Source organism: Pseudomonas sp. FR229a (assembly GCF_030209115.1).
Classification (GTDB): Bacteria; Pseudomonadota; Gammaproteobacteria; order Pseudomonadales; family Pseudomonadaceae; genus Aquipseudomonas; species Aquipseudomonas moraviensis_A.
On sequence record NZ_JARVSP010000021.1, the window covers coordinates 205,122 to 226,662 of the forward strand.

Below are 21,541 nucleotides of genomic sequence, written 5' to 3' on the forward strand. Positions count from 1 at the left end.
ATGGGTATTGATCTTCCGCTGATCTGGGCCGTGATCATCATCTTCGGCATCATGATGTACGTGGTCATGGACGGCTTCGACCTGGGCATCGGCATTCTCTTCCCGTTCATGCCGGGCAAGACCGACCGTGACGTGATGATGAACACGGTTGCGCCAGTCTGGGACGGCAACGAAACCTGGCTGGTGCTGGGGGGCGCGGCATTGTTCGGCGCCTTCCCGCTGGCCTATTCGGTGGTGCTGTCGGCGTTGTACCTGCCGCTGATCTTCATGCTGATGGGCCTGATCTTCCGTGGCGTGGCTTTCGAGTTCCGCTTCAAGGCCAAGGACGAAAAACGTCACCTGTGGGACAAGGCCTTCATCGGTGGTTCGATCGCGGCGACGTTCTTTCAGGGTGTGGCGCTGGGCGCCTTCATCGATGGCTTGCCTGTGGTCAATCGCCAGTTCGCCGGTGGCTCACTGGACTGGCTGACGCCGTTCACACTGTTCTGCGGCGCAGCGCTGGTGGTGGCGTATGCCTTGCTCGGCTGCACCTGGCTGATCATGAAGACTGAAGGCAAGTTGCAGGAACAAATGCATGATCTGGCACGGCCGCTGGCGTTTGTGCTGTTGGCGGTGATCGGCATTGTCAGTATCTGGACGCCGTTGTCCCACCCGGAAATTGCCTCGCGCTGGTTCAGCATGCCGAATCTGTTGTGGTTCATGCCGGTGCCGATTCTGGTGCTGGTCACCCTGTATGGCCTGATCCGCGCGGTGGCACGCAATGCCAACTACACGCCGTTCCTGCTGACCCTGGTGCTGATCTTCCTTGGCTACAGCGGTCTGGGCATCAGCTTGTGGCCGAACATCGTGCCGCCGTCGATCTCGATCTGGGACGCCGCCGCGCCGCCGCAAAGTCAGGGCTTCATGCTGGTGGGCACGCTGTTCATCATTCCGTTCATCCTCGGTTACACCTTCTGGAGCTACTACGTATTCCGCGGCAAAGTGACCCACGAAGACGGTTACCACTAATCCCATGCTGGGCTTGCCCTGTGGGAGCGAGCCTGCTCGCGAAGGCGTCCGCAGTGACGCCTTGGCTAAACGGAGATCGACGCAATGACCGGCAAACATTCCCTGCACGACATTGAAGAAGCCGAAAAAAAACCGCTGTGGCAGCGGCTCGGCTGGTTGGCCTTGATCTGGGTTGGCAGTGTCGGCGTGCTGTTTATCGCCGCCAGCCTGATGCGCATGTTCATGAATGCCGCAGGTTTGACCACCCACTGAAACATCCCGTCCCGGCGCCTTCGGGTACGGATTTGCAACCCTCCTCACGGAGGGTTTTTTTTGTCCGGGATTTATTTGCGGGCTTTGAGGATGACGAATTTCGGCGTTGCCGCCACTTGCTCGACGCCGCGGAACAGGCGCGCCAGTTTGCTGTGATAGCCCAGGTGCCGATTGCCGACAATGTACAGCGCACCGCCGACCACCAGTGCCTCGCGCGCCTGCTGGAACATGCGCCAGGCGAGGAAATCGCCGACTACCTGCTGCTGATGGAACGGTGGATTACACAGCACTACGTCCAGCGACTGCGGCGCCTGCCCGGCCAGACCATCGCCGGCGCGCACCACCACTTCCCGATCGCCCAACGCCGCGCGCCAGTTCTCGGCCGCCGATTGCACCGCCATGAATGACTCGTCGACCAGCGTGTAATGCGCGTCCGGGTTCTGCAACGCGCTGGCAATGGCCAGCACACCGTTGCCGCAACCGAGATCGGCGACTCGTGCGTTGCCAAGGTTCTTCGGCAGATGCGGCAGGAACGCGCGGGTGCCGATGTCCAGACCTTCGCGGCAGAACACGTTGGCGTGGTTGAGCAGTTCGATCGCCGGTTCATCCAGGCGATAACGAGTGGGGTAGGGGGACGTTGCGGGTGTTTTGGTTTGCGGTGTGGCAATCAGCAAGCGCGCTTTTTTCACAGCCAGCGACGCTTGCACCGGGCCGATGTAGCGCTCGAGCAGATCGCCGGCAGCACGGGGCAGATGCTTGACCATGGCAGCCGCGATCACTTGCGCGCCGGGAGCCAGTTGCCCTTGCAGGCGGATCAACTGTTCTTCCAGCAGCGCCAGGGTTTTGGGGACGCGGATCAGCACCCGATCAAACGGCCCGACCAAGGGCTCACTGGCCGGGATTGGACGAATCGCATCGAACGCCTGGCCGTTGCGCAGCAGATTCTTTTCCAGTCCGACGAAACCCAGGAACGAGTCGCCGCTGCTGCTGACCTCGACCTTGCCCAGCAAACTGATGGCCAATGCACCGAAGCTGTCATTGAGCACCAGCACGCGGGTGCTGCTTGCCGGTTGTTCGCTGGCGAGATGATTGAGCAGGTATTCGTCCGCCGCGTCGAACGCTTGCAGCGGTTCATTCTGCTGTTCGGGCTGGCGAATCAGGTCGAGCTGGGCGAAGGGTGTCTCTAGCAAAGGCATGGGGCGGGGACTCAGGATATTCGGCAGTTATCCCGTTGCCAGCATGTAGTGCGACGGGATCCTACCGAGTGGACTGCGATGCAAGCGGTGTGCGTCATCACTCGGAGAGGCCTGAATGTTACGTTTTTTTGCGGGTAAATACTCGCAGGATTGCCGCGCGATCACTCTCGGCTATCAGATGATCCCGGCACGAGCAGCCGCAATCACGGCGGAAATCTTGTTGCACACGTTGAGTTTCTCGATGACGTTTTGCACGTGGTAGTTAACGGTACGTTCGCTCAGGCTGAGAATTCTCGAAATGTCATGAGCGGTCTTGCCCAAGGCCGACAGTTTCAGAATTTCCAGCTCCCTGGACGATAACCTCGGCCTGCTGGGCTTGGCCGGTATGGGCACGGTGCGGGCATACAGTTCGCTGAAGTGCCGGTTGGCGAAAAAGATATAACCGTAATGCTCATACAGCTCCAGCGGACTGATCGGGCAGTGGGTTCGAGCCAGACTGATGATGCTGCACAAGCCACTGGCTTCATCATGGAATGCCTGCGACCAGCCATGCTGCAGTCCATTGTGTTTCAACGCCTGCCACAGCTGGGGTGCATCGCCGAACACTCTCTCTTCCCATACGATTGGAAGTATTGAGTGATTGCAATGCGCTATTACCGGGTCGATGTTCCGGTAGTTCTCTTTGTTGTACTGAATGTTCCATTCTTTCGGGTAATTATTGATTTGCAAGGCATTCAGATGCACTTCGCGATTCGGCGAGGTGACTGCAATGGCGCAGAAGTTAAACCCAAGGTTCTCCGCGAATCTCAACAATATCGGGTAAGCCGCCTCTATGCCTTTGGCAAACGTCAGTTGTTTGAGTTGTGATTCCTTCCACGTTTCCATGAACTATCGCCTCCATAACCTGATATCTGGGCGCCGAATGGATCCAAAAGATCCGGCACGATTCGAAGTGTAGGATCTTTCCTGCGAGTCGCCTTACATTATTTCGAGATTGATACTTGGAAGTTTTTTCATAAAGCGTTCTTAGCAATACAGGCTGTTATATTTTAATTGCCATTTAAAGTTATTGCTCAATAACTGACTCTGGCGGCAGTCCCGAATGCACAGCGTTGATCCGCTTAATACCATTACCAATCACGAGTGTTAGGCAAGGCGATTTTGCGGGACACTGTGGGCAATCGTTTCAAGGAGTGCCTCATGACTGCCAGCGCCGAGAAGTACACCACCCAGACCTTGCTCGATGTCCAACCGTTGACGCCGAACCTGTTCACGCTGCGCACCAGCCGCGATCCCGGCTTTCGCTTCCGTGCCGGGCAGTTCGCCCGCCTGGGCGTCACCAAGGCCGACGGCAGTACCGTCTGGCGCGCGTATTCGATGGTTTCGTCGCCGTTCGACGAGTTTCTCGAGTTCTTTTCCATTGTGGTGCCGGGGGGCGAGTTCACCAGTGAGTTGAGCCGGCTCAGGGTGGGCGACAGCCTGATGGTTGAACGCCAGGCGTTCGGCTATTTGACCCTGGATCGCTTTGTCGATGGTCGCGATCTCTGGCTACTGTCCACCGGCACCGGCGTGGCGCCGTTCCTGTCGATCCTGCAGGACTTCGAAGTCTGGGAGAAATTCGAGCGCATCATTCTGGTCTACAGCGTGCGTGAAGCGCGGGAACTGGCTTACCAGGCGTTGATTGCCGGGTTGGCGCAACGTGACTACCTCAGCGAGCATGCGCACAAATTGCGGTTTATCCCGACTGTGACCCGTGAGGCGCACCCCGGCGCGCTGCAGGGCCGGATTACTGCGCTGATCGAAAATGGCGAACTTGAGCGAGCAGCGGGCGTCGAGCTTTCGCCAGAGCATTCGCGGGTGATGTTGTGCGGCAATCCGCAGATGATCGACGACACCCGCGCCTTGCTCAAGCAACGCGACATGCGCCTGAGCCTGACGCGCAAGCCGGGGCAGGTTGCGGTGGAAAATTACTGGTAGCGAAAACGGCACCCGCGGGTGCCGTTTTATTGCCCAGCGGATGCTTCAGGGCCGCTCGTTCTGCGCTTTGAGCAGGTCGCGAATTTCGCCCAGCAGTTGTTCTTCCTTGCTGGGGATCGGCGGCGCGGTTGGCGCCACGGCTTCTTCGCGCTTGAGGCGGTTGATGGCTTTGACGCCCATGAAGATGGCGAACGCGACGATCACGAAATCCAGCACGGTCTGCAGGAATTTGCCGTAAGCCAGCACCACTGCGGGCGCATCGCCCTGGGCGGCTTTGAGCGTGACGGCCAGGTCACTGAAGTCCACCCCACCGATCAACAGGCCAATCGGCGGCATGATCACGTCGCCGACAAACGACGAAACAATCTTGCCGAACGCCGCGCCAATGATGATACCGACGGCCATATCGACCACATTGCCTTTGACCGCGAAGGCCTTGAACTCGCTAAGCACGCCCATAGTTATTTCCTTGTTACAGATGAGTTTGGTGTTGGCAGTGTAAATCAGCGAAACGCCTCCTGTGCGAAACACCTTCTTACAATGCCCGTTTTTATCGACACATCAATTGACGATTAGTTTGCAAAATGCCAGCAATCGCGCGCGAAATACGCGGTAAAGCGCTGATTGCACAGCCATTTTCTTCAATCATGGTGTTACGTTCTTTCTATTTATGTTCCGCGGCACGGGCCTCTAGCCTTGGCGTGGCGCACCTGGATGCGCCCCATAAAACCAGAGGAACCTGATATGACATCCACTCCTGGACTGGGGGCTTTTCCCCATCGCCGCACTTTCGGTGTATTGACCGCCAGCCTGCTGACCTTTTCGGTCAACGCCGCTCCGCTGACCCGCGACAATGGCGCTGCTGTCGGTGACAATCAGAACTCGCAAACCGCCGGCGCCAACGGCCCGGTGCTGCTGCAGGATGTGCAGTTGATCCAGAAGCTGCAGCGCTTCGACCGTGAACGCATCCCCGAGCGCGTCGTCCATGCGCGCGGCACCGGCGCCCATGGCACTTTCACCGTGACCAACGACCTCAGCGACCTGAGCAAGGCCAAGGTGTTCGCCGCAGGCCAGAGCACCCCGGTGTTCGTGCGTTTCTCGGCGGTGGTGCACGGCAACCATTCCCCGGAAACCCTGCGCGACCCGCGCGGCTTCGCCACCAAGTTCTACACCGCTGACGGCAACTGGGATCTGGTCGGCAACAACTTCCCGACCTTCTTCATCCGCGATGCGATCAAGTTCCCGGACATGGTGCATGCCTTCAAGCCCGATCCGCGCACCAACCTCGACGACGATTCGCGCCGGTTCGATTTCTTCTCCCATGTACCCGAAGCCACCCGCACGCTGACCGAACTGTATTCCAACTACGGTACACCGGCCAGTTACCGGGAAATGGACGGCAATGGCGTTCATGCCTATAAGCTGATCAACGCAAAGAATGAAGTTCATTATGTGAAGTTTCATTGGAAGAGCTTGCAGGGCATTAATAACCTGCGGCCAAAGCAGGTCGCAAAAGTTCAGGGTCAGGATTACAGCCATATGACCAATGACCTGGTCAGCAATATCAACAAAGGCAACTTCCCGAAGTGGGACTTGTACGTGCAAGTTCTGAAGCCACAGGATTTGTCCAAGTTTGATTTCGATCCATTGGACGCGACCAAGATCTGGCCGGGTATTCCCGAACGCAAAGTTGGACAAATGATCTTGAACCGCAATCCGGCCAACGTCTTCCAGGAAACCGAACAAGTAGCCATGGCGCCGGCCAACGTAGTTCCGGGTATTGAACCTTCGGAAGATCGTTTGTTGCAGGGGCGGGTGTTCTCTTATGCCGATACGCAGATGTATCGTCTCGGCGCCAATGCTTTGCAATTGCCGATCAACGCGCCGAAAACTGTGGTGAACAATGGCAATCAGGACGGTGCGATGAATTTCGGCGCCAGCCAGTCCGGCGTCAACTACCAGCCGAGCCGCCTGCAACCGCGTGAAGAGACGCCAGCGGCGCGTTACAGCCAGTCGGCGCTGTCCGGCAGCACCCAGCAGGCGAAGATCCAGCGCGAGCAGAACTTCAAGCAGGCAGGTGATCTGTATCGCTCGTACAGCAAGCAGGAACGTCGCGACCTGATCGACAGCTTCGGCGGCTCGCTGGCCACCACCGATGACGAGAGCAAGCACATCATCCTGTCGTTCCTGTACAAGGCCGACCCTGAGTACGGCAGCGGTGTGACCGAAGTGGCCAAGGGCGACCTCAGCCGGGTGAAAGCACTGGCGGCCAAACTGACCGACTGATAGCGATGCGGCGCACGCGAGGGCCAGCCCGGCCTCGCGTGCGTTCAAGGAGAGTGCCCGATGCGGATTTTTCTTTCATGCCTGGCCGCGTGCCTGTCGTTCACTGCGGGGGCGGCCCCGGTCGAGCAAAGCCCCGAGGCAATCAAGGCGCAGTTGCAGGCTTATTACTTCGATGCCGCGCGCCGCGGGGATGTGCCGATGCTCGAAACCTTTATCGAGTCCGGCTATGCCCTTGATACCCGCGACAGCAAGGGTTACACCGCGCTGATTCTGGCCGCCTATCACGGTCAGGCGCCGGCGGTTGAGCGACTGTTGGCAGCAGGCGCGGACGCCTGTGCTCAGGATCAACGTGGCAACACGGCGCTGATGGGCGCGATATTCAAGGGCGAGTTGCAGATTGCCCGGCGCCTGATGGCCACCGATTGCAGCCCCGACCAGCGTAACGGCGCCGGACAGACGGCGGCGATGTATGCCGGGCTGTTCAAGCGTCTGGAATTGCTCGATGCATTGCAAGCCAAGGGCGCCGACCTCAACGCCGAGGATCCGCTGGGCAACAGCGCCGCGCGTCTGGCCAGTGGCGAAATCCGTACCGCTGCGCCGCGCTGATCGGCGGTGGCTGCGTTATCATCGCGTCTTTTGTTCCGGGGGTTCTGATGGCCAAGGCCAAGCGCATGTACGGCTGCACCGAGTGCGGCGCAACCTTTCCCAAGTGGGCCGGGCAGTGCGGTGAGTGCGGTGCCTGGAACACCCTGACCGAAACCATGATCGAAAGCGGCGGCGCCACCGCACCCACCGGACGTACCGGCTGGGCCGGGCAACAGGCCCAGATCAAGACCCTGGCCGAAGTCAGCATCGAAGAAATTCCACGGCTTTCCACCGCCTCCGGTGAGCTCGATCGCGTCCTCGGCGGCGGGCTGGTGGACGGTTCAGTGGTGCTGATCGGCGGTGACCCGGGGATCGGCAAGTCGACCATTCTGCTGCAGACCCTGTGCAATCTGGCCAAGAGCATGCCGGCGCTGTACGTCACTGGTGAGGAGTCCCAGCAGCAAGTGGCGATGCGCGCACGCCGTCTCGGCCTGCCGCAGGATCAACTGCGGGTAATGACCGAGACCTGCATCGAGACCATCATCGCCACCGCCCGTCAGGAAAAGCCCAAGGTGATGGTGATCGACTCGATCCAGACCATTTTCACCGAGCAACTGCAATCGGCACCGGGCGGCGTATCCCAGGTGCGCGAGAGCGCGGCGTTGCTGGTGCGTTACGCCAAGCAGAGCGGCACGGCGATTTTCCTTGTCGGCCACGTCACCAAAGAGGGCGCTCTGGCCGGTCCTCGTGTGCTGGAACACATGGTCGACACCGTGCTGTATTTCGAAGGCGAATCCGACGGTCGCCTGCGTTTGCTGCGTGCGGTGAAAAACCGTTTCGGCGCGGTGAACGAGTTGGGCGTGTTCGGCATGACCGACAAGGGCCTGAAAGAAGTCTCCAATCCTTCGGCGATTTTTCTCACCCGGGCCCAGGAAGAAGTCCCCGGCAGTGTGGTCATGGCGACGTGGGAAGGCACCCGGCCGATGCTGGTGGAGGTGCAGGCGCTGGTCGATGACAGCCATCTGGCCAACCCGCGTCGGGTGACGCTGGGGCTGGATCAGAACCGTCTGGCGATGCTGCTCGCGGTGCTGCACCGTCATGGCGGCATTCCGACTCACGATCAGGACGTGTTCCTCAACGTGGTCGGTGGCGTGAAGGTGCTGGAAACCGCGTCGGATCTGGCGCTGATGGCGGCGGTGATGTCGAGTTTGCGCAATCGGCCGTTGCCCCATGATCTGCTGGTGTTCGGTGAAGTCGGCCTGTCCGGCGAAGTGCGCCCGGTGCCGAGCGGCCAGGAACGTTTGAAGGAGGCGGCCAAGCACGGTTTCAAACGCGCGATCGTGCCCAAGGGCAACGCACCGAAGGAAGCGCCGGCGGGGTTGCAGATCATTGCGGTCACTCGCCTCGAACAAGCCCTCGACGCGCTCTTCGAATAACCACCATTCCCCTGTAGGAGTGAGCCTGCTCGCGATAGCGGTCAATCAGTCAATGATATGTTGAATGGCAGACCGCTATCGCGAGCAGGCTCACTCCTACAGTTGATCGGTGGCGGGTTCTAGATTTCGATCAACGCACCCAACTCGCGCTCCAGCTCGGCCTTATCCGCCAGGTTCAACTCGATCAACCGCCGCAGGCGCTGGATCGACTCCAGGCTGATATGCCGGCAGATGAACCCCAAATGGCCGTTCTCCTCGTGGGCCAGATGCACATCCATCTTGATGTCGACGTCATCGCTCAGATGAATGTCGACGGCAAAGTCCTGCTCTTTATCACCAAGCCACGGCTCCGGCCGTTCGATCAACAATCCCTTGAGTGACAGGTCGATCAGCCTGACCGGCCAGGTGTACTCGCCCTGTTTCAGCTCGGTTCGGGCATCGAACGCAATACGTTTGAAGCGACGTCGATTGGCGGAGTGATCGTTCATGGCGCAAATCCTCATGAAGGTTCGCTGACTATAGACCGCGAATGCGTGCGCCAGCCAATCGCGCACGCGTCTAGACCTATGTCGGGGTATGGCCTTTGGCGCCGTAAGCGCTAAACTCGGGGTGGCTGTCTTTCTTGTCCACCCTGGCTGGAATAAAAAAATGAAAAATAATAATAGCCTGCTGCGCCACTTACCGTGGCTCGTGCTGGCAATCGTAGGAGCGTGCGCCCTGGGCGTAGTGGCATTGCGCCGCGGCGAGGCGATCAACGCCTTGTGGATTGTGGTCGCTGCCGTGGCCATTTATCTGGTTGCGTACCGTTACTACAGTCTGTTCATCGCCAACAACGTGATGCAACTGGATCCGCGTCGGGCTACCCCCGCCGTGCTCAACAACGATGGTCTGGACTATGTGCCGACCAACAAACACATTCTTTTCGGTCACCACTTCGCGGCCATCGCTGGCGCGGGGCCGCTGGTCGGTCCGGTGCTGGCGGCGCAGATGGGGTATCTGCCCGGCACGCTCTGGCTGATTGCCGGTGTGGTGCTGGCGGGCGCGGTGCAGGACTTCATGGTCCTGTTCATGTCGACCCGCCGCAACGGCCGTTCCCTGGGCGACATGGTGCGTGAAGAAATGGGCCGGATTCCCGGGACCATCGCGCTGTTCGGCTGCTTCCTGATCATGATCATCATCCTCGCGGTGCTGGCGCTGATCGTGGTCAAGGCCCTGGCCGAGAGCCCGTGGGGCATCTTCACCGTGATGGCGACGATCCCGATCGCGATGTTCATGGGCATCTACATGCGCTACATCCGCCCGGGCCGCATCGGCGAAATCTCCGTGGTCGGCGTGTTGCTGCTGCTCGGTTCGATCTGGCTGGGCGGGCAGATTGCTGCCGATCCGGTATGGGCCAAGGCCTTCACCTTCACCGGTGTGCAGATTACCTGGATGCTGGTCGGTTACGGTTTTGTCGCCGCGTCGCTGCCGGTCTGGCTGATTCTCGCCCCGCGTGACTATCTGTCGACCTTCCTCAAGATCGGCACCATCGTCGCGCTGGCGATCGGTATCCTGATCACCATGCCCGAGCTGAAAATGCCGGCGCTGACCCAGTTCGTCGACGGCACCGGGCCGGTGTGGAAGGGCGGTCTGTTCCCGTTCCTGTTCATCACCATCGCCTGCGGCGCGGTATCGGGTTTCCACGCACTGATTTCTTCGGGCACCACGCCGAAGCTGCTGGATAACGAAACCAACGCCCGCTACATCGGTTACGGCGGCATGCTGATGGAATCGTTCGTAGCGATCATGGCCATGGTTGCCGCTTCGGTGATCGAGCCGGGCGTGTACTTCGCCATGAACAGCCCGGCCGCCGTGGTCGGCAGTGATGCCGCGTCAGTAGCGCAAATGGTCACCAGTTGGGGCTTCGCAATCACGCCTGAGGCGCTGCAAGCGGTTGCCCATGACATCGGCGAAACCACCATCCTGGCTCGCGCCGGTGGTGCGCCGACCCTGGCGGTCGGTATCGCGCAGATCCTGCACAGTGTCCTGCCGGGTGAAAACACCATGGCGTTCTGGTACCACTTCGCGATCCTGTTCGAAGCGCTGTTCATCCTCACCGCTGTCGATGCCGGTACCCGTGCCGGGCGTTTCATGCTGCAGGACCTGCTCGGCTCCTTCGTCCCGGCGCTGAAACGCACCGAATCCTGGACCGCCAACCTGATCGCTACCGCCGGTTGTGTGGCGATGTGGGGATGGTTGCTGTATCAGGGCGTGATCGATCCACTGGGCGGCATCAACACCTTGTGGCCACTGTTCGGCATCTCCAACCAGATGCTCGCCGGTATCGCGCTGATGCTTGGCACCGTGGTTCTGATCAAGATGAAGCGCCAGCGTTACATCTGGGTCACCCTGTTGCCGGCCACCTGGCTGTTGATCTGCACCACCACCGCTGGCTTCATCAAGCTGTTCGACGCCAACCCGGCCATCGGCTTCCTTTCGCTGGCGAAGAAGTACAGCGATGCGCTGGCCAACGGTCAGGTGCTGGCACCGGCGAAAAGCGTCGAGCAGATGCAGCACGTGATCTTCAACGCCTACACCAACGCCACACTCACCGCGCTGTTCCTGTTCGTGGTCTTCAGCATCCTGTTCTACGCGCTCAAGGTCGGCATTGCCGCCTGGGGCAAGAAAGAGCGTACGGATAAAGAATCGCCATTCCAGGCCCTGCCGGATGCGTAACCAGAGGATTGCAGCATGTTCAATGACCTGAGTCGCCTCGGTAAATACCTCGGTCAGGCCGCGCGCCTGATGGTCGGCATGCCCGACTACGACACCTACGTCGAGCATATGCAAACCAAGCACCCGGACAAACCGGTGATGAGCTACGAGATGTTCTTTCGCGAACGTCAGGAAGCCCGTTACGGTGGCAAGGGTGGGCCGAAGTGCTGTTGAGCTGACAGCCTGCGGTTGAGGTAATCCCCCTGTGGGAGCGAGCCTGCTCGCGAATAAGGAGTGTCAGTTGATGAATGATTTGACTGACACACCGCTTTCGCGAGCAGGCTCGCTCCCACATTTGTTTTTGTGTTTCTTTAAGGAGATCAGGTTTTGTCTTCTCCCATTCCGGTAACGGTACTCAGCGGTTTCCTCGGCGCCGGCAAGACCACCTTGCTGCGTCATTTACTGAAAGCCGAGCACGGTCTGAAAATCGCCGTGATCGAGAACGAATTCAGCGACGCCGGCATCGACACCCAACTGCTCGGTGACGAGCCGGTGCAGGTCATGACCCTGGCCAACGGCTGCGTCTGCTGCACCATTCACACCGACCTGACCAAGGCGCTGTACTTGCTGCTCGAGCGCCTGGACAGTGGCGAAATCGCCTTCGATCGTCTGGTGATCGAATGCACCGGTCTGGCCGATCCGGCGCCGGTCGCGCAGACCTTTTTCATCGATGAAGAACTGCGCGAGCGTTATCTGCTCGACGGCATCATCACCTTGGTCGACGCCGCTCACGCCGATGTGCACCTGACCCAGACCATCGCCCAGGCGCAGATCGGTTTCGCCGATCGCTTGCTGGTGAGCAAGACCGATCTGGTCGATGAGGCGACGTTCACCGCATTGAGCGAACGCCTTACGCGAATCAACCGTCGCGCGCCGATCCGCGTGGTCGAGCACGGCAACATTGATCTGGCCGAACTGCTGGATGTGCGCGGCTTCAACCTCAATGCTGATCTGGGCGGCGGTTTGAGCCTGCGTCCGGTGAGCAAGGCACCCTCGATCGATCGCATCTCCAGCTTGGTGCTGCGCACCGATCAGGCACTGGATATCGATCAGCTCAGCGAGTTCATGAACGAACTGCTGGAAGAGCATGGCAAGCAATTGCTGCGCTACAAAGGCGTGCTGAATATCGCCGGGGAAGATCGACGGCTGGTGTTTCAGGGGGTGTTGAAGCTTTATGGTTTCGACTGGGACACCGAATGGGCCGAAGGCGAAGCGCGAGAGAGTGTGATCGTGTTTATTGCCGATGACTTGCCGGAAGAGAAGATTCGGGCGGGGTTTGCCAGGGTGGCCTCTGCCTGATGGGTTTGTAGTGTCAATGATGACGCCATCGCGAGCAGGCTCACTCCTACAGGGGAACGCATTTCAAATGTAGGAGTGAGCCTGCTCGCGATAGCAATCTAACCAACAACACAATGCTCAAGATCTGGACCGAGCAGTGTCTGCTCAAGATGATCCAGATGTCGATTCATCAGTTCCTCTGCCTTGGCAGCATCAGCTCGCTCGACGGCCTGAACCAACGCCAAATGCTCCTGCCACGCGCAACAACTGCGCGTCGGGCACCGACTCCGCGCAATCGCCAACGACGTCAACGGCACCAGACTGCGCAGAAAATGCGCCAGCGGCAGATTACCCGCCATCCGCGCGAACTGCAGATGAAACTCCCCCGACAAGCGAATCGCCGCCCCGCGCCGATCCTGCTCGACGGCGCGCTTCTCGCGTTCGATCAACGTGCGCAGACGTTGTAACTCATCTGCACGCGAGCGCTGACACGCCAACCGCACCAAGGTGCTTTCAGCCAGCCGCCGCGCATGCAGCGTCTGCCGCATCAGCTCTCGATCGGGCGCCGCCACTCGCGGCCGATGATTGGCGCGCAGCACCACGATCTGTTCATGGGACAACTGCGTCAGTACCCGCCGCACATCGGCGCGGCTGGCGCTGAACATCGCCTTCAGACTGTCCTCGGTAAACCGGCTGTGTTCATCGATACGCTGCTCGAGGATCGCGTCGAACACTCGCGGATACAGATCCTCCACCGGCGTGCGCAGGCCAGGGAAGGGCAGGGCAGTGGAGTGCGCATGCGAGGCTGAAGCAAAACTGTTCATGGCCGTTCTCCTGGCAAATCAGGTGGGCAGGTTGTCATCCGGGATATTCAGCTCGACGCCCATGCGCTGGCCTTCGCGCAGAATGTGCCGGCGCATCTCGGCGCTGGCCTGAGCGCTGTTCTTGCTGCGGATCGCGCGGACCACGGCTTCGTTTTCTTCCAGGCGCTCAGCCAAGTGTTCTGGCGAGTTACGCAATACCTCGGCGCTTTGCTTGAGGGCATTGCTGGTCTGCTGGACCACGCTCTGGAAAATCGGGTTCGAGGTCAGGGTGAACAGTTCTTCGTGGAAGGCGATGTAGGCGCTGACCCCGGCTTCGCTGTCGCCGGCCTCGAGGGCTTCGCGCATGTCCATCAGGGTCAGGCGCAACTGGCCGACTTCCTTGCTGCTGATCGATTGCGCGACCAGCCCGACGATGAACGGCTCGAGGGTGTAGCGCAGTTGCAGCACGTCTTCGAGACTGGCGCCGGCCACCGCGCTGTCGTGGCTCTGGCTGTCGCTGAGTTGGGCATCGAGGACGACCACGCCTTTGCCCGGCATCGAGCGCACCAGACCGAGGGTTTCGAGGACGATCACCGCTTCGCGCAGACTCGGCCGGCTGATGCCCAGTTGTTCGGCCAGTTCGCGCTGGCCCGGCAGCATGTCGCCTGTGCGCCACTGGCCACGAGCCAACGCGGCGCGGAGCTTTTCCACCACTGAATTGACGACGGTTGAAGTTGTAATCACGTATTGGCTCCCTGCGCCGTGCCTGCCAATCAGCAGGCACGGCACTCATTCAAAATTCTTTGGCCGCCGCCTGAGCGACGGTTTTTCGCGGTTGAAAGTTATAGCCCTGTTCGCCGTTGAGCACCTTGTTCGCGCGCTGCACGTCGATGTCCTTTTCCCAGCGGGCGATGGCCACGGTGGCGACGCAGTTGCCGATCAGGTTGGTCAGCGCGCGGCCGATGCCCATGAACCAGTCCACGGCCAACACCAGCACCAGACCGACCACGGGAATCGCCGGGATTGCGGTCAAAGTCGCCGCGAGAATCACCAGTGCCGATCCGGGAATGCCGTGGGCGCCTTTCGAGGTGATCAGCGACACCAGCAGAATCGTCAGCAAATCAGTCATCGCCAGGGGTGTGCCGGTGGCGTTGGCGATGAACACGATGGCCAGAGTCAGGTAGATCGAGAACCCGTCGAGGTTGAACGAGTACCCGGTCGGGATCACCAAGCCGACGGTGGAGCTGCCGATACCGAGGTGTTCGAGCTTGCGCATGATCTGCGGCAGTACGGCGTCGGAAGAAGCGGTGCCCATGACGATCAGCAGTTCTTCACGCAGGTATTTGAGCAGCGGCCACATGCGCAGGCCGGAAACGCGCATCACCAGCCCGAGAATCAACGCGACGAAGGCGACGCAGGTCAGGTAGAACAGACCGACCAGGCTGCCCAGATGTTGCAGCGAATCGAGGCCGTATTTGCTGGTGGTGAAGGCGATAGCGCCGAACACGCCGATTGGCGCCAGCCGCACGATCATGCCCATGATGCGGAAGATCACATGGCTCAGTTCGTTGATCAGCCGCGAGATCCCGGACGCCGCTTCGCCGACCAGATTCAGCGCACTGCCGAACAGCACCGAGAACAGCAGCACTTGCAGAATGTTGTTGTCGGCGAAGGCACCGATCACCGAGGTCGGGATCAGGTCCATCAGGAATTGCGTGGTGGTGTGCATGTGCTGGCTGCGTTCAGCGAGGTCGCCCATGTCGGCGCTGGAGAGTTGCTCAAGATGGATGTTCGCGCCGCTGCCGATGCCGGTACTGAAGGCGAATACCAGGCCGATCACCAGGGCGATGGTGGTCAGCACTTCAAAGTAGATCACCGATTTGAGGCCGATGCGCCCGACCTTCTTCAGATCGCCCGCGCCGCTGATGCCGCTGACCACCACGCAGAACACGATCAGGCCGATCAGCATCTTGATCAGTTTGATAAAGCCATCGCCGAGCGGTTTCAGTTGGGCGGAGTATTCGGGAAGGGTCAGCCCGCAGACGATGCCGAGCATCAGTCCGAGAATCACTTGAAGGAAGATTGAACGCGAGCACCATCTGAGCATGGGAGGAATCCTGGGTCGGTGTCCTGGCTGCCGCACGCGTTGCGCATCGGATTCAGGACTTAATTATTGTGGTCTTACCGGTATGTCCAGTGCAGGCGCAGTCTAGGCTTGGGTTTTTCCTGATTACAAGTGGGCAGCATGAAATTGGCATGACCGGTCTGACCGGTGGTCCAGAAGCCAAGATCGCAGCCTCCGGCAGCTCCTGCATTTGAAATGCGATTTTCCCGTAGGAGCTGCCGAAGGCTGCGATCTTTTGATCTTTTCAACAGGCGAAAAAAAACCGGCCAATCACTTGGCCGGTTTTTCATGCTGCAGGTTTAACGTCGCACTTAAGCGCCGTACACCGGCAGTTTCTTGCAGATGGCTTTGACTTTCTCACGAACGGCATCGATCACCGCTTCGTTGTTCAGGTCAGCCAGGATGTCGCAGATCCAGCCGGCCAGCTCTTTGCACTCGGCCTCTTTGAAGCCGCGAGTGGTCACAGCCGGGGTACCGAAGCGCAGGCCGGAGGTGACGAACGGCGAGCGTGGATCGTTAGGCACGGAGTTCTTGTTCACGGTGATGAACGCTTTACCCAGTGCGGCGTCGGCGTCTTTACCGGAGATGTCCTGCTTGATCAGCGACAGCAGGAACAGGTGGTTTTCAGTACCGCCGGACACCACGTCGAAACCGCGCGCGATGAACACTTCGGCCATGGCCTTGGCGTTTTTCACCACTTGTTGCTGGTAAGCCTTGAACTCAGGCTGCAGCGCTTCCTTGAAGCAGATCGCCTTGGCCGCGATCACGTGCTCCAGCGGGCCACCCTGGGCGCCCGGGAATACTGCGGAGTTGAGCTTTTTCTCGATCTCGGCGTTGGCCTTGGCCAGGATCAGACCGCCACGTGGACCGCGCAGGGTCTTGTGGGTGGTGGTGGTCACGACGTCAGCGAACGGCACCGGGTTCGGGTAGACACCAGCGGCAACCAGACCGGCAACGTGAGCCATGTCGACGAACAGGTAGGCGCCGACCTTGTCAGCGATTTCGCGGAAGCGCGGGAAGTCGAGGATCTGCGAGTAGGCAGAGAAACCGGCGACGATCATTTTCGGCTTGTGCTCGACTGCCAGGCGCTCGACTTCGTCGTAGTCGATCAGGCCGTTGGCGTCGATGCCGTACTGGATGGCGTTGTACAGCTTGCCCGAGGAGGAAACGCTGGCACCGTGGGTCAGGTGACCGCCGTGGGCCAGGCTCATGCCCAGAATGGTGTCGCCGGCCGACAGCAGGGCCAGGTAGACAGCAGCGTTGGCTTGGGAACCGGCGTGCGGCTGAACGTTGGCGTAATCGGCGCCGAACAGTTCCTTGGCGCGGTCGATGGCCAGTTGTTCAACCACGTCGACGTATTCGCAACCACCGTAGTAACGCTTGCCCGGATAGCCTTCAGCGTACTTGTTGGTCAGGACCGAGCCTTGAGCTTCCATCACCGCTGGGCTGGTGTAGTTTTCCGAAGCGATCAGCTCAATGTGTTCTTCCTGACGCTGAGCTTCTTGCTCCATGGCGGCAAAAAGGTCGGCGTCGTACTTGGCAATAGTCAAATCACGGCTGAACATGGCGGTCCTCAAGGATCGGGGGCAGAAAAGGGGGGCATTCTAACCCAACCGCTTTTGGATGACATATGAAACGACATCATGTCGCAGACAAGTGGCGTTCATGACGGGATCAGCGGTGATCGGGTGGTTGTGTGGCGAGGGAGCTTGCTCCCGCCGGGCTGCGCAGCGGCCCCAAAACCCTGTGAGCGCTGCGCACTCAAGCGGGAGCAAGCTCCCTCGCCACAATTGCGTGTTCTAGTCGAACATGAAGAGCGCGTCGTTGCAGAACTGCGCCTCGAACCGCCCCGCCGGCATCGGCCGTCCGAACAGATAACCCTGCACCTCATCGCAGCCATGCTCACGCAGAAAGTCCAGTTGCTCGTGGGTTTCCACGCCCTCGGCAATTACCGCCAGGTTCAGGCTGTGGGCCATGGCGATGATCGCCCGGGCAATCTGCGCGTCCTGTTCGCCGGACGGCAGGCCGTCGACGAAGGTGCGGTCGATCTTCAGCACGTCGATCGGGAATTGCTTGAGGTAGTTCAGCGATGAATAACCGGTGCCGAAGTCATCGACTGCAATGCTCAGGCCGAGGTTTTTCAGTCCGGCAAGAATCTGCATCGCCTCGCTGACTTCGCGCATCAGGATACTTTCGGTCAGTTCCAGTTCCAGACACGCCGGGGGCAGGCCGGTTTCCCGCAGGATCGTCGCGATCCGGGTGCCCAACTGGCCGTCGGAGAACTGCCGTGCGGAAATGTTCACCGAGACCTTCGGCACCCGCACCCGCTGCTGGTGCCAGGTTTTCAGCTGTCGACAGGCCTCGCTGATGACCCAGTCGCCAACGTCCACCACCAGCCCGAGCTCTTCCAGCACCGGAATGAAATCCCCCGGCGGCACCAGTCCACGCCGCGGATGGCGCCAGCGCAGCAGCGCTTCGGCGCCGGTCAAACGTTTGCCGTCGCCGCTGAACTGTGGCTGGTAATACAGGACGAATTCGTTCTGCTCCAGCGCATGACGCAGGTCGCTTTCCAGCTCCAGACGTTCCAGCGCACTGGCGTTCATGTCGGCCTGATAGAACTGGAAGTTGTTCTTGCCGCGTTCCTTGGCGTGGTACATCGCGGTGTCGGCGTTCTTCATCAACTGGCTGAGTTCGTTGCCGTCCTGCGGGCTCAGGGCAATGCCGATACTGGCGGTGACGAAGAACTCGCGGCCCTCGAGCACGAACGGCCGCACCAGGCTGGCGAGGATCTGCTCGGCCACATGAATCGCCCGGTTCAGCGCCAGTTCACGGCTGGAGCGATGCTGCAACAGCAAGGTGAATTCGTCGCCACCCATCCGCGCCACGGTGTCGTCGTCATCGACGCAGGCCAGCAGACGCGTGGCCATATCCTTGAGCATGCGGTCGCCGGCGGCGTGGCCGAGGGAGTCGTTGATCGGTTTGAAACGGTCGAGGTCGAGGAACATCAGCACCACCCACGACTTCTGCCGTTCGGCCGCTTGCAGTGCGGTGTGCAGACGGTCCTGGAACAGCGTGCGGTTCGGCAGGTGGGTGAGGGCGTCGTAGTAGGCGAGGCGGTGGATGCGCTGCTCGCTGGCCTTGCGCTCGCTGATGTCGCTGAAGAAACACACGTAACTGGCCAGATCGCCTTCGTCGTCGAGCACGGCGGTGATGCCGACCCACGCCGGGTAATGCTCGCCGTTGCGGCGCTTCATCCACACTTCGCCTTCCCAGGTGCTGTGCTCGTGCAACTGCTTGAGCACGTAGCGCAGGTGCGCGTCCTGCTGCTCGTCGACGGTGAGCATGTTCGGCAATTGGTCGAGGACTTCGCTGACTGTGTAACCGCTGACCCGACTAAACGCTTCGTTGGCCTGGACGATGTAGCCGGCCGGGTCGGTGATCAGGATCGCCGAGGTCGAGTGCTCGAATACCGTGGCGGCCATGCGCAGGTCTTTCTCGGCACGGCGCTGCTGACTGATATCGCGGCCGACGCCAAGCACGCCTTCGAACGCGCCGTGTTCGTCCCAGACCAGCACCAGGCGCAGTTCGATCGGAATCTTGCGGCCGTCGGCGCGCAGGCAGTCGAACAGGAACAGCTGGGTTTGCACCTGACTGCGCAGCAATGCCAGTTGCTCGGGCTTGTCCAGCGCCTTGCTGACGCGGTCCATCAGCGTGTAGATGCCGTTCAACTGCCCGGGGTTGGCGATGGTCGATTGCCAGCCATTCTGGAAAATCCATTCGGCGTTGTAGCCAAGCACGGCCTGCACCGACGGGCTGACGTAGTTCAGCGAGAGCTTGGAGTCGGTGGAGAAAATCACGTCGCTGATGCTTTCGGCGAGCATGCGGTAGCGCTGCTCGCTGTCACGCAGCGATTCGCTGGCTTCGATCTGTTCGGTGATGTCCTTGGCCACGCCGATGATCCGCGTGACCTGATCGTGCTTGTCCCGCGCCAGCGCCTGTTCGCGAATGTCGAAGCGCCGCCACTTGCCGTCGCGATGGCGGAAGCGCAGCTGGCATTGCAGCAACTGGCTGTAACCGGCGTGGCGCTGCAACTGCCGCGAGCGATGGTAGTAGTCGGCGTCTTCCGGGTGCAGGAGGATTTCCCAGAAGTATTCGCCCATTTGATGCAGCTCGGTGCGGTTGTAGCCGAGGGTCTGGCCGAGGTGGTGGTTGCTGAAAATCATCCGCTGGCTGATCACGTCCTGCACATACAGATGATCCGGCACGGTGCGCACCACGTCCGACCAGAAGCCTTCGCGCTCCAGCAACGACAGCTCGATCAGCTTGCGGCTGGTGATGTCGTTGATGCTGAGGATCACCGCTTTATAGTCGTGCTGCTCGCTCGGCAGGCGCAGGACCATCCACAGGTGCTGGTCGCGGCCATTGCTGTTGGGCAGTTTGATTTCCAGTTCCAGCTGCTTCTGCTGCTGCAGCACGGCGTCGAGAATCTGCTGGCCGATCGCGCACTGCGGATGGCGCTGGCCGTCGATCAGCAGTTGCCAGGCATCGTCGCAGGAGTGCACATCGAGCAGTTGCAGGGCGACCTGATTGACCTCGGTAACGCGCATTTCCGCGAGCAATTGCTGGCGCTGCTGCGGTTGGTCGAGCCAGGCCTTGAGCTGGTCGCTGGTCTGGATCTGCGCCTTGTCGAACATCTGCTTGAGCCCGGACAGGTCAAGCACGCACAAGGCCACGCCGGTGCCTTCGAAAATATCCTGATAACGCCGCCGGCCTTCATGCACCTGGCGCTGGCGCCGACGCATGTTGAGCAGGGCAATCACCGGCAACATCGAGAACGCCAGGCCGAGCAGGCATTTGCCGATGAACGCCGGCAGCAATTCTTCCAGCACGCGCTGGCGGTCGAACAGCCCGCGCAACTGCCAGTCGCTGCTGCTCAGCGGCACGGTCAGCACGGTGTTGGCGACATCGTCGGGGGTCAGCCCGCCAGCCTTGGCCGAGGGCAATCCGGCTTCGCGGCTGATGATCTGGTGATTGAGGCGGTTTTCCACCAGCCACAATGGGCGCAGGGCGGTGGCGTCCTGTTTGGTCAGCGAGTCGAAGAACGTCGGCGTCAGCCGCAACGCCCAGTAACCGCGGCTGCTGCCGCTGGCCTGATGCAACAGCAGGTGCACCACCGAGCCGTCATCGGCGTTGCTGAAGTAATGCGCCTGGGCGCGGCTGCGGCGTACCAGTTCGGTCAGGTAATCGGCGTCGGAGCTGTCGCTGGCGCTGTCGCTGATGATCCGGCCGGAGGGCGAGAGCAGGGCCATGCTGCGCAGATCGGGCAGCGAGCGCTGCAGTTTGCGCAAGAGCATCTGCTGTTCGTCGGCGGTTTGCGGTTGTTCGACGATCGGTAGCAGATTGAGGGCAATTTGCGCATTCAGCGCCATGTTCAGGCTGACTTGCGCGGCAAGGTCGGCGGTGTAGTCGATGGTGTACTGGCGCTGGTTCTTCTGGGTTTCACGCAATTGATCGAGCAGTTGCCAGAACAGCAACGCGAGCAATAACAGCACGAGGGTGGCCAGCGCCCCCTTCAATGTCCCGCGCAGGGGCGAGCCGGGCGCCGGTGGGGTGCTGCTCACAGAGGCTGGCGGAGTGACATTGGTCAAGCTGTGATCCTGCGATTTGGCTGGACTGGCGCGACGTGCACTATAAGCCGGACGCCCGAAGGGCGGCTAGCATGCCTTGAGTTGTGGCGAAGTGCCAGCCCCTCTCGGCTGGACTGCCACCGGTCATTCAGGTAGCTTTGCCGGTTAGACGGGGGCGTTCCAGCCCCTACAATCAGACTTTTTCCAGCGCGCA

The 21,541-nt window shown here is 60.4% G+C and carries 18 protein-coding genes; 9 read left to right on the forward strand and 9 right to left on the reverse strand.

The features are described from left to right. Complete coding sequence (cydB, locus tag QRN33_RS17385) at positions 1–1,008, forward strand: cytochrome d ubiquinol oxidase subunit II (protein ID WP_285409427.1); 1,008 nt, start codon at positions 1–3, stop codon at positions 1,006–1,008. A gap of 84 nt (positions 1,009–1,092) precedes the next feature. Continuing rightward, complete coding sequence (locus QRN33_RS17390; protein WP_016773090.1) at positions 1,093–1,260, forward strand: DUF2474 domain-containing protein; 168 nt, start codon at positions 1,093–1,095, stop codon at positions 1,258–1,260. Between the two features lie 71 nt (positions 1,261–1,331). On the opposite strand, the gene QRN33_RS17395 is transcribed toward QRN33_RS17390, so the two are convergent. Both QRN33_RS17395 and QRN33_RS17400 read right to left on the reverse strand, forming a co-directional pair. Further along, a complete protein-coding gene (locus QRN33_RS17395) occupies positions 1,332–2,456 on the reverse strand; it encodes a methyltransferase (RefSeq protein ID WP_285409428.1) in 1,125 nt (374 codons plus the stop codon). A 174-nt stretch (positions 2,457–2,630) separates the two neighbouring features. Next, positions 2,631–3,341 (reverse strand): autoinducer binding domain-containing protein, encoded by a 711-nt coding sequence (locus QRN33_RS17400; RefSeq protein ID WP_064364093.1) that lies wholly within the window; start codon positions 3,339–3,341, stop codon positions 2,631–2,633. Positions 3,342–3,656: 315 nt separating this feature from the next. On the opposite strand from QRN33_RS17400, the gene QRN33_RS17405 reads away from it, so the two are divergent. Then, positions 3,657–4,433, forward strand: coding sequence for a ferredoxin--NADP reductase (locus QRN33_RS17405; RefSeq protein ID WP_042610522.1), 777 nt, complete (start codon positions 3,657–3,659; stop codon positions 4,431–4,433). Between the two features lie 45 nt (positions 4,434–4,478). Here the strand turns inward: QRN33_RS17405 and mscL are convergent, their stop codons facing one another. Next, positions 4,479–4,892, reverse strand: coding sequence for a large-conductance mechanosensitive channel protein MscL (gene mscL, locus QRN33_RS17410; protein ID WP_024014404.1), 414 nt, complete (start codon positions 4,890–4,892; stop codon positions 4,479–4,481). A 285-nt stretch (positions 4,893–5,177) separates the two neighbouring features. Here mscL and katB point away from each other — a divergent pair, with 285 nt between their 5' ends. The 3 genes from katB to radA are packed head-to-tail and all read left to right on the forward strand — an operon-like array spanning position 5,178 to position 8,740. Continuing rightward, positions 5,178–6,719, forward strand: coding sequence for a catalase KatB (katB, locus tag QRN33_RS17415; RefSeq protein ID WP_123420020.1), 1,542 nt, complete (start codon positions 5,178–5,180; stop codon positions 6,717–6,719). A 60-nt stretch (positions 6,720–6,779) separates the two neighbouring features. Then, complete coding sequence (locus tag QRN33_RS17420) at positions 6,780–7,325, forward strand: ankyrin repeat domain-containing protein (protein WP_042610520.1); 546 nt, start codon at positions 6,780–6,782, stop codon at positions 7,323–7,325. Between the two features lie 47 nt (positions 7,326–7,372). Next, positions 7,373–8,740: a DNA repair protein RadA gene (gene radA / locus QRN33_RS17425; protein ID WP_285409429.1), complete on the forward strand. Its 1,368-nt coding sequence runs from the start codon at positions 7,373–7,375 to the stop codon at positions 8,738–8,740. A 119-nt stretch (positions 8,741–8,859) separates the two neighbouring features. On the opposite strand, the gene QRN33_RS17430 is transcribed toward radA, so the two are convergent. Beyond that, on the reverse strand, positions 8,860–9,228 hold the full coding sequence (locus QRN33_RS17430) for a PilZ domain-containing protein (RefSeq protein ID WP_285409430.1): 369 nt from the start codon (positions 9,226–9,228) through the stop codon (positions 8,860–8,862). 160 nt (positions 9,229–9,388) lie between these two features. Here QRN33_RS17430 and QRN33_RS17435 point away from each other — a divergent pair, with 160 nt between their 5' ends. The 3 genes from QRN33_RS17435 (at position 9,389) to yjiA (ending at position 12,793) form a co-directional block, all read left to right on the forward strand. Next, positions 9,389–11,455: a carbon starvation CstA family protein gene (locus tag QRN33_RS17435; protein WP_042610518.1), complete on the forward strand. Its 2,067-nt coding sequence runs from the start codon at positions 9,389–9,391 to the stop codon at positions 11,453–11,455. Between the two features lie 15 nt (positions 11,456–11,470). Beyond that, positions 11,471–11,668 (forward strand): YbdD/YjiX family protein, encoded by a 198-nt coding sequence (locus QRN33_RS17440; RefSeq protein ID WP_003228401.1) that lies wholly within the window; start codon positions 11,471–11,473, stop codon positions 11,666–11,668. Between the two features lie 153 nt (positions 11,669–11,821). Next, positions 11,822–12,793, forward strand: a complete 972-nt coding sequence (yjiA, locus tag QRN33_RS17445) for a GTPase (RefSeq protein ID WP_064364097.1) — start codon at positions 11,822–11,824, stop codon at positions 12,791–12,793. A gap of 98 nt (positions 12,794–12,891) precedes the next feature. Here the strand turns inward: yjiA and QRN33_RS17450 are convergent, their stop codons facing one another. The 5 genes from QRN33_RS17450 to morA all read right to left on the reverse strand — a co-directional run bounded on the left by QRN33_RS17450 (position 12,892) and on the right by morA (position 21,348). Then, positions 12,892–13,596: a GntR family transcriptional regulator gene (locus tag QRN33_RS17450; protein WP_285409431.1), complete on the reverse strand. Its 705-nt coding sequence runs from the start codon at positions 13,594–13,596 to the stop codon at positions 12,892–12,894. 18 nt (positions 13,597–13,614) lie between these two features. Beyond that, positions 13,615–14,319 (reverse strand): FadR/GntR family transcriptional regulator, encoded by a 705-nt coding sequence (locus QRN33_RS17455; RefSeq protein ID WP_285409432.1) that lies wholly within the window; start codon positions 14,317–14,319, stop codon positions 13,615–13,617. Positions 14,320–14,368: 49 nt separating this feature from the next. Continuing rightward, positions 14,369–15,682: a C4-dicarboxylate transporter DctA gene (locus QRN33_RS17460; protein WP_285409433.1), complete on the reverse strand. Its 1,314-nt coding sequence runs from the start codon at positions 15,680–15,682 to the stop codon at positions 14,369–14,371. A gap of 329 nt (positions 15,683–16,011) precedes the next feature. Further along, on the reverse strand, positions 16,012–17,265 hold the full coding sequence (glyA, locus tag QRN33_RS17465) for a serine hydroxymethyltransferase (RefSeq protein ID WP_039761726.1): 1,254 nt from the start codon (positions 17,263–17,265) through the stop codon (positions 16,012–16,014). Between the two features lie 234 nt (positions 17,266–17,499). Further along, entirely contained in the window at positions 17,500–21,348 is a 3,849-nt protein-coding gene (gene morA / locus QRN33_RS17470; protein ID WP_042610513.1) for a cyclic di-GMP receptor MorA, read from the reverse strand. Positions 21,349–21,541: the final 193 nt, after the last annotated feature.

What these genes read in the sequence shown, in the direction of transcription:
- cydB (WP_285409427.1), top strand. Translation starts at nt 1, where the DNA reads ATGGGTATTGATCTTCCGCTGATCTGGGCCGTGATCATCATCTTCGGC.
- QRN33_RS17390 (WP_016773090.1), top strand. Translation starts at nt 1,093, where the DNA reads ATGACCGGCAAACATTCCCTGCACGACATTGAAGAAGCCGAAAAAAAA.
- QRN33_RS17395 (WP_285409428.1), bottom strand. Translation starts at nt 2,456, where the DNA reads ATGCCTTTGCTAGAGACACCCTTCGCCCAGCTCGACCTGATTCGCCAG.
- QRN33_RS17400 (WP_064364093.1), bottom strand. Translation starts at nt 3,341, where the DNA reads ATGGAAACGTGGAAGGAATCACAACTCAAACAACTGACGTTTGCCAAA.
- QRN33_RS17405 (WP_042610522.1), top strand. Translation starts at nt 3,657, where the DNA reads ATGACTGCCAGCGCCGAGAAGTACACCACCCAGACCTTGCTCGATGTC.
- mscL (WP_024014404.1), bottom strand. Translation starts at nt 4,892, where the DNA reads ATGGGCGTGCTTAGCGAGTTCAAGGCCTTCGCGGTCAAAGGCAATGTG.
- katB (WP_123420020.1), top strand. Translation starts at nt 5,178, where the DNA reads ATGACATCCACTCCTGGACTGGGGGCTTTTCCCCATCGCCGCACTTTC.
- QRN33_RS17420 (WP_042610520.1), top strand. Translation starts at nt 6,780, where the DNA reads ATGCGGATTTTTCTTTCATGCCTGGCCGCGTGCCTGTCGTTCACTGCG.
- radA (WP_285409429.1), top strand. Translation starts at nt 7,373, where the DNA reads ATGGCCAAGGCCAAGCGCATGTACGGCTGCACCGAGTGCGGCGCAACC.
- QRN33_RS17430 (WP_285409430.1), bottom strand. Translation starts at nt 9,228, where the DNA reads ATGAACGATCACTCCGCCAATCGACGTCGCTTCAAACGTATTGCGTTC.
- QRN33_RS17435 (WP_042610518.1), top strand. Translation starts at nt 9,389, where the DNA reads ATGAAAAATAATAATAGCCTGCTGCGCCACTTACCGTGGCTCGTGCTG.
- QRN33_RS17440 (WP_003228401.1), top strand. Translation starts at nt 11,471, where the DNA reads ATGTTCAATGACCTGAGTCGCCTCGGTAAATACCTCGGTCAGGCCGCG.
- QRN33_RS17450 (WP_285409431.1), bottom strand. Translation starts at nt 13,596, where the DNA reads ATGAACAGTTTTGCTTCAGCCTCGCATGCGCACTCCACTGCCCTGCCC.
- QRN33_RS17460 (WP_285409433.1), bottom strand. Translation starts at nt 15,682, where the DNA reads ATGCTCAGATGGTGCTCGCGTTCAATCTTCCTTCAAGTGATTCTCGGA.
- glyA (WP_039761726.1), bottom strand. Translation starts at nt 17,265, where the DNA reads ATGTTCAGCCGTGATTTGACTATTGCCAAGTACGACGCCGACCTTTTT.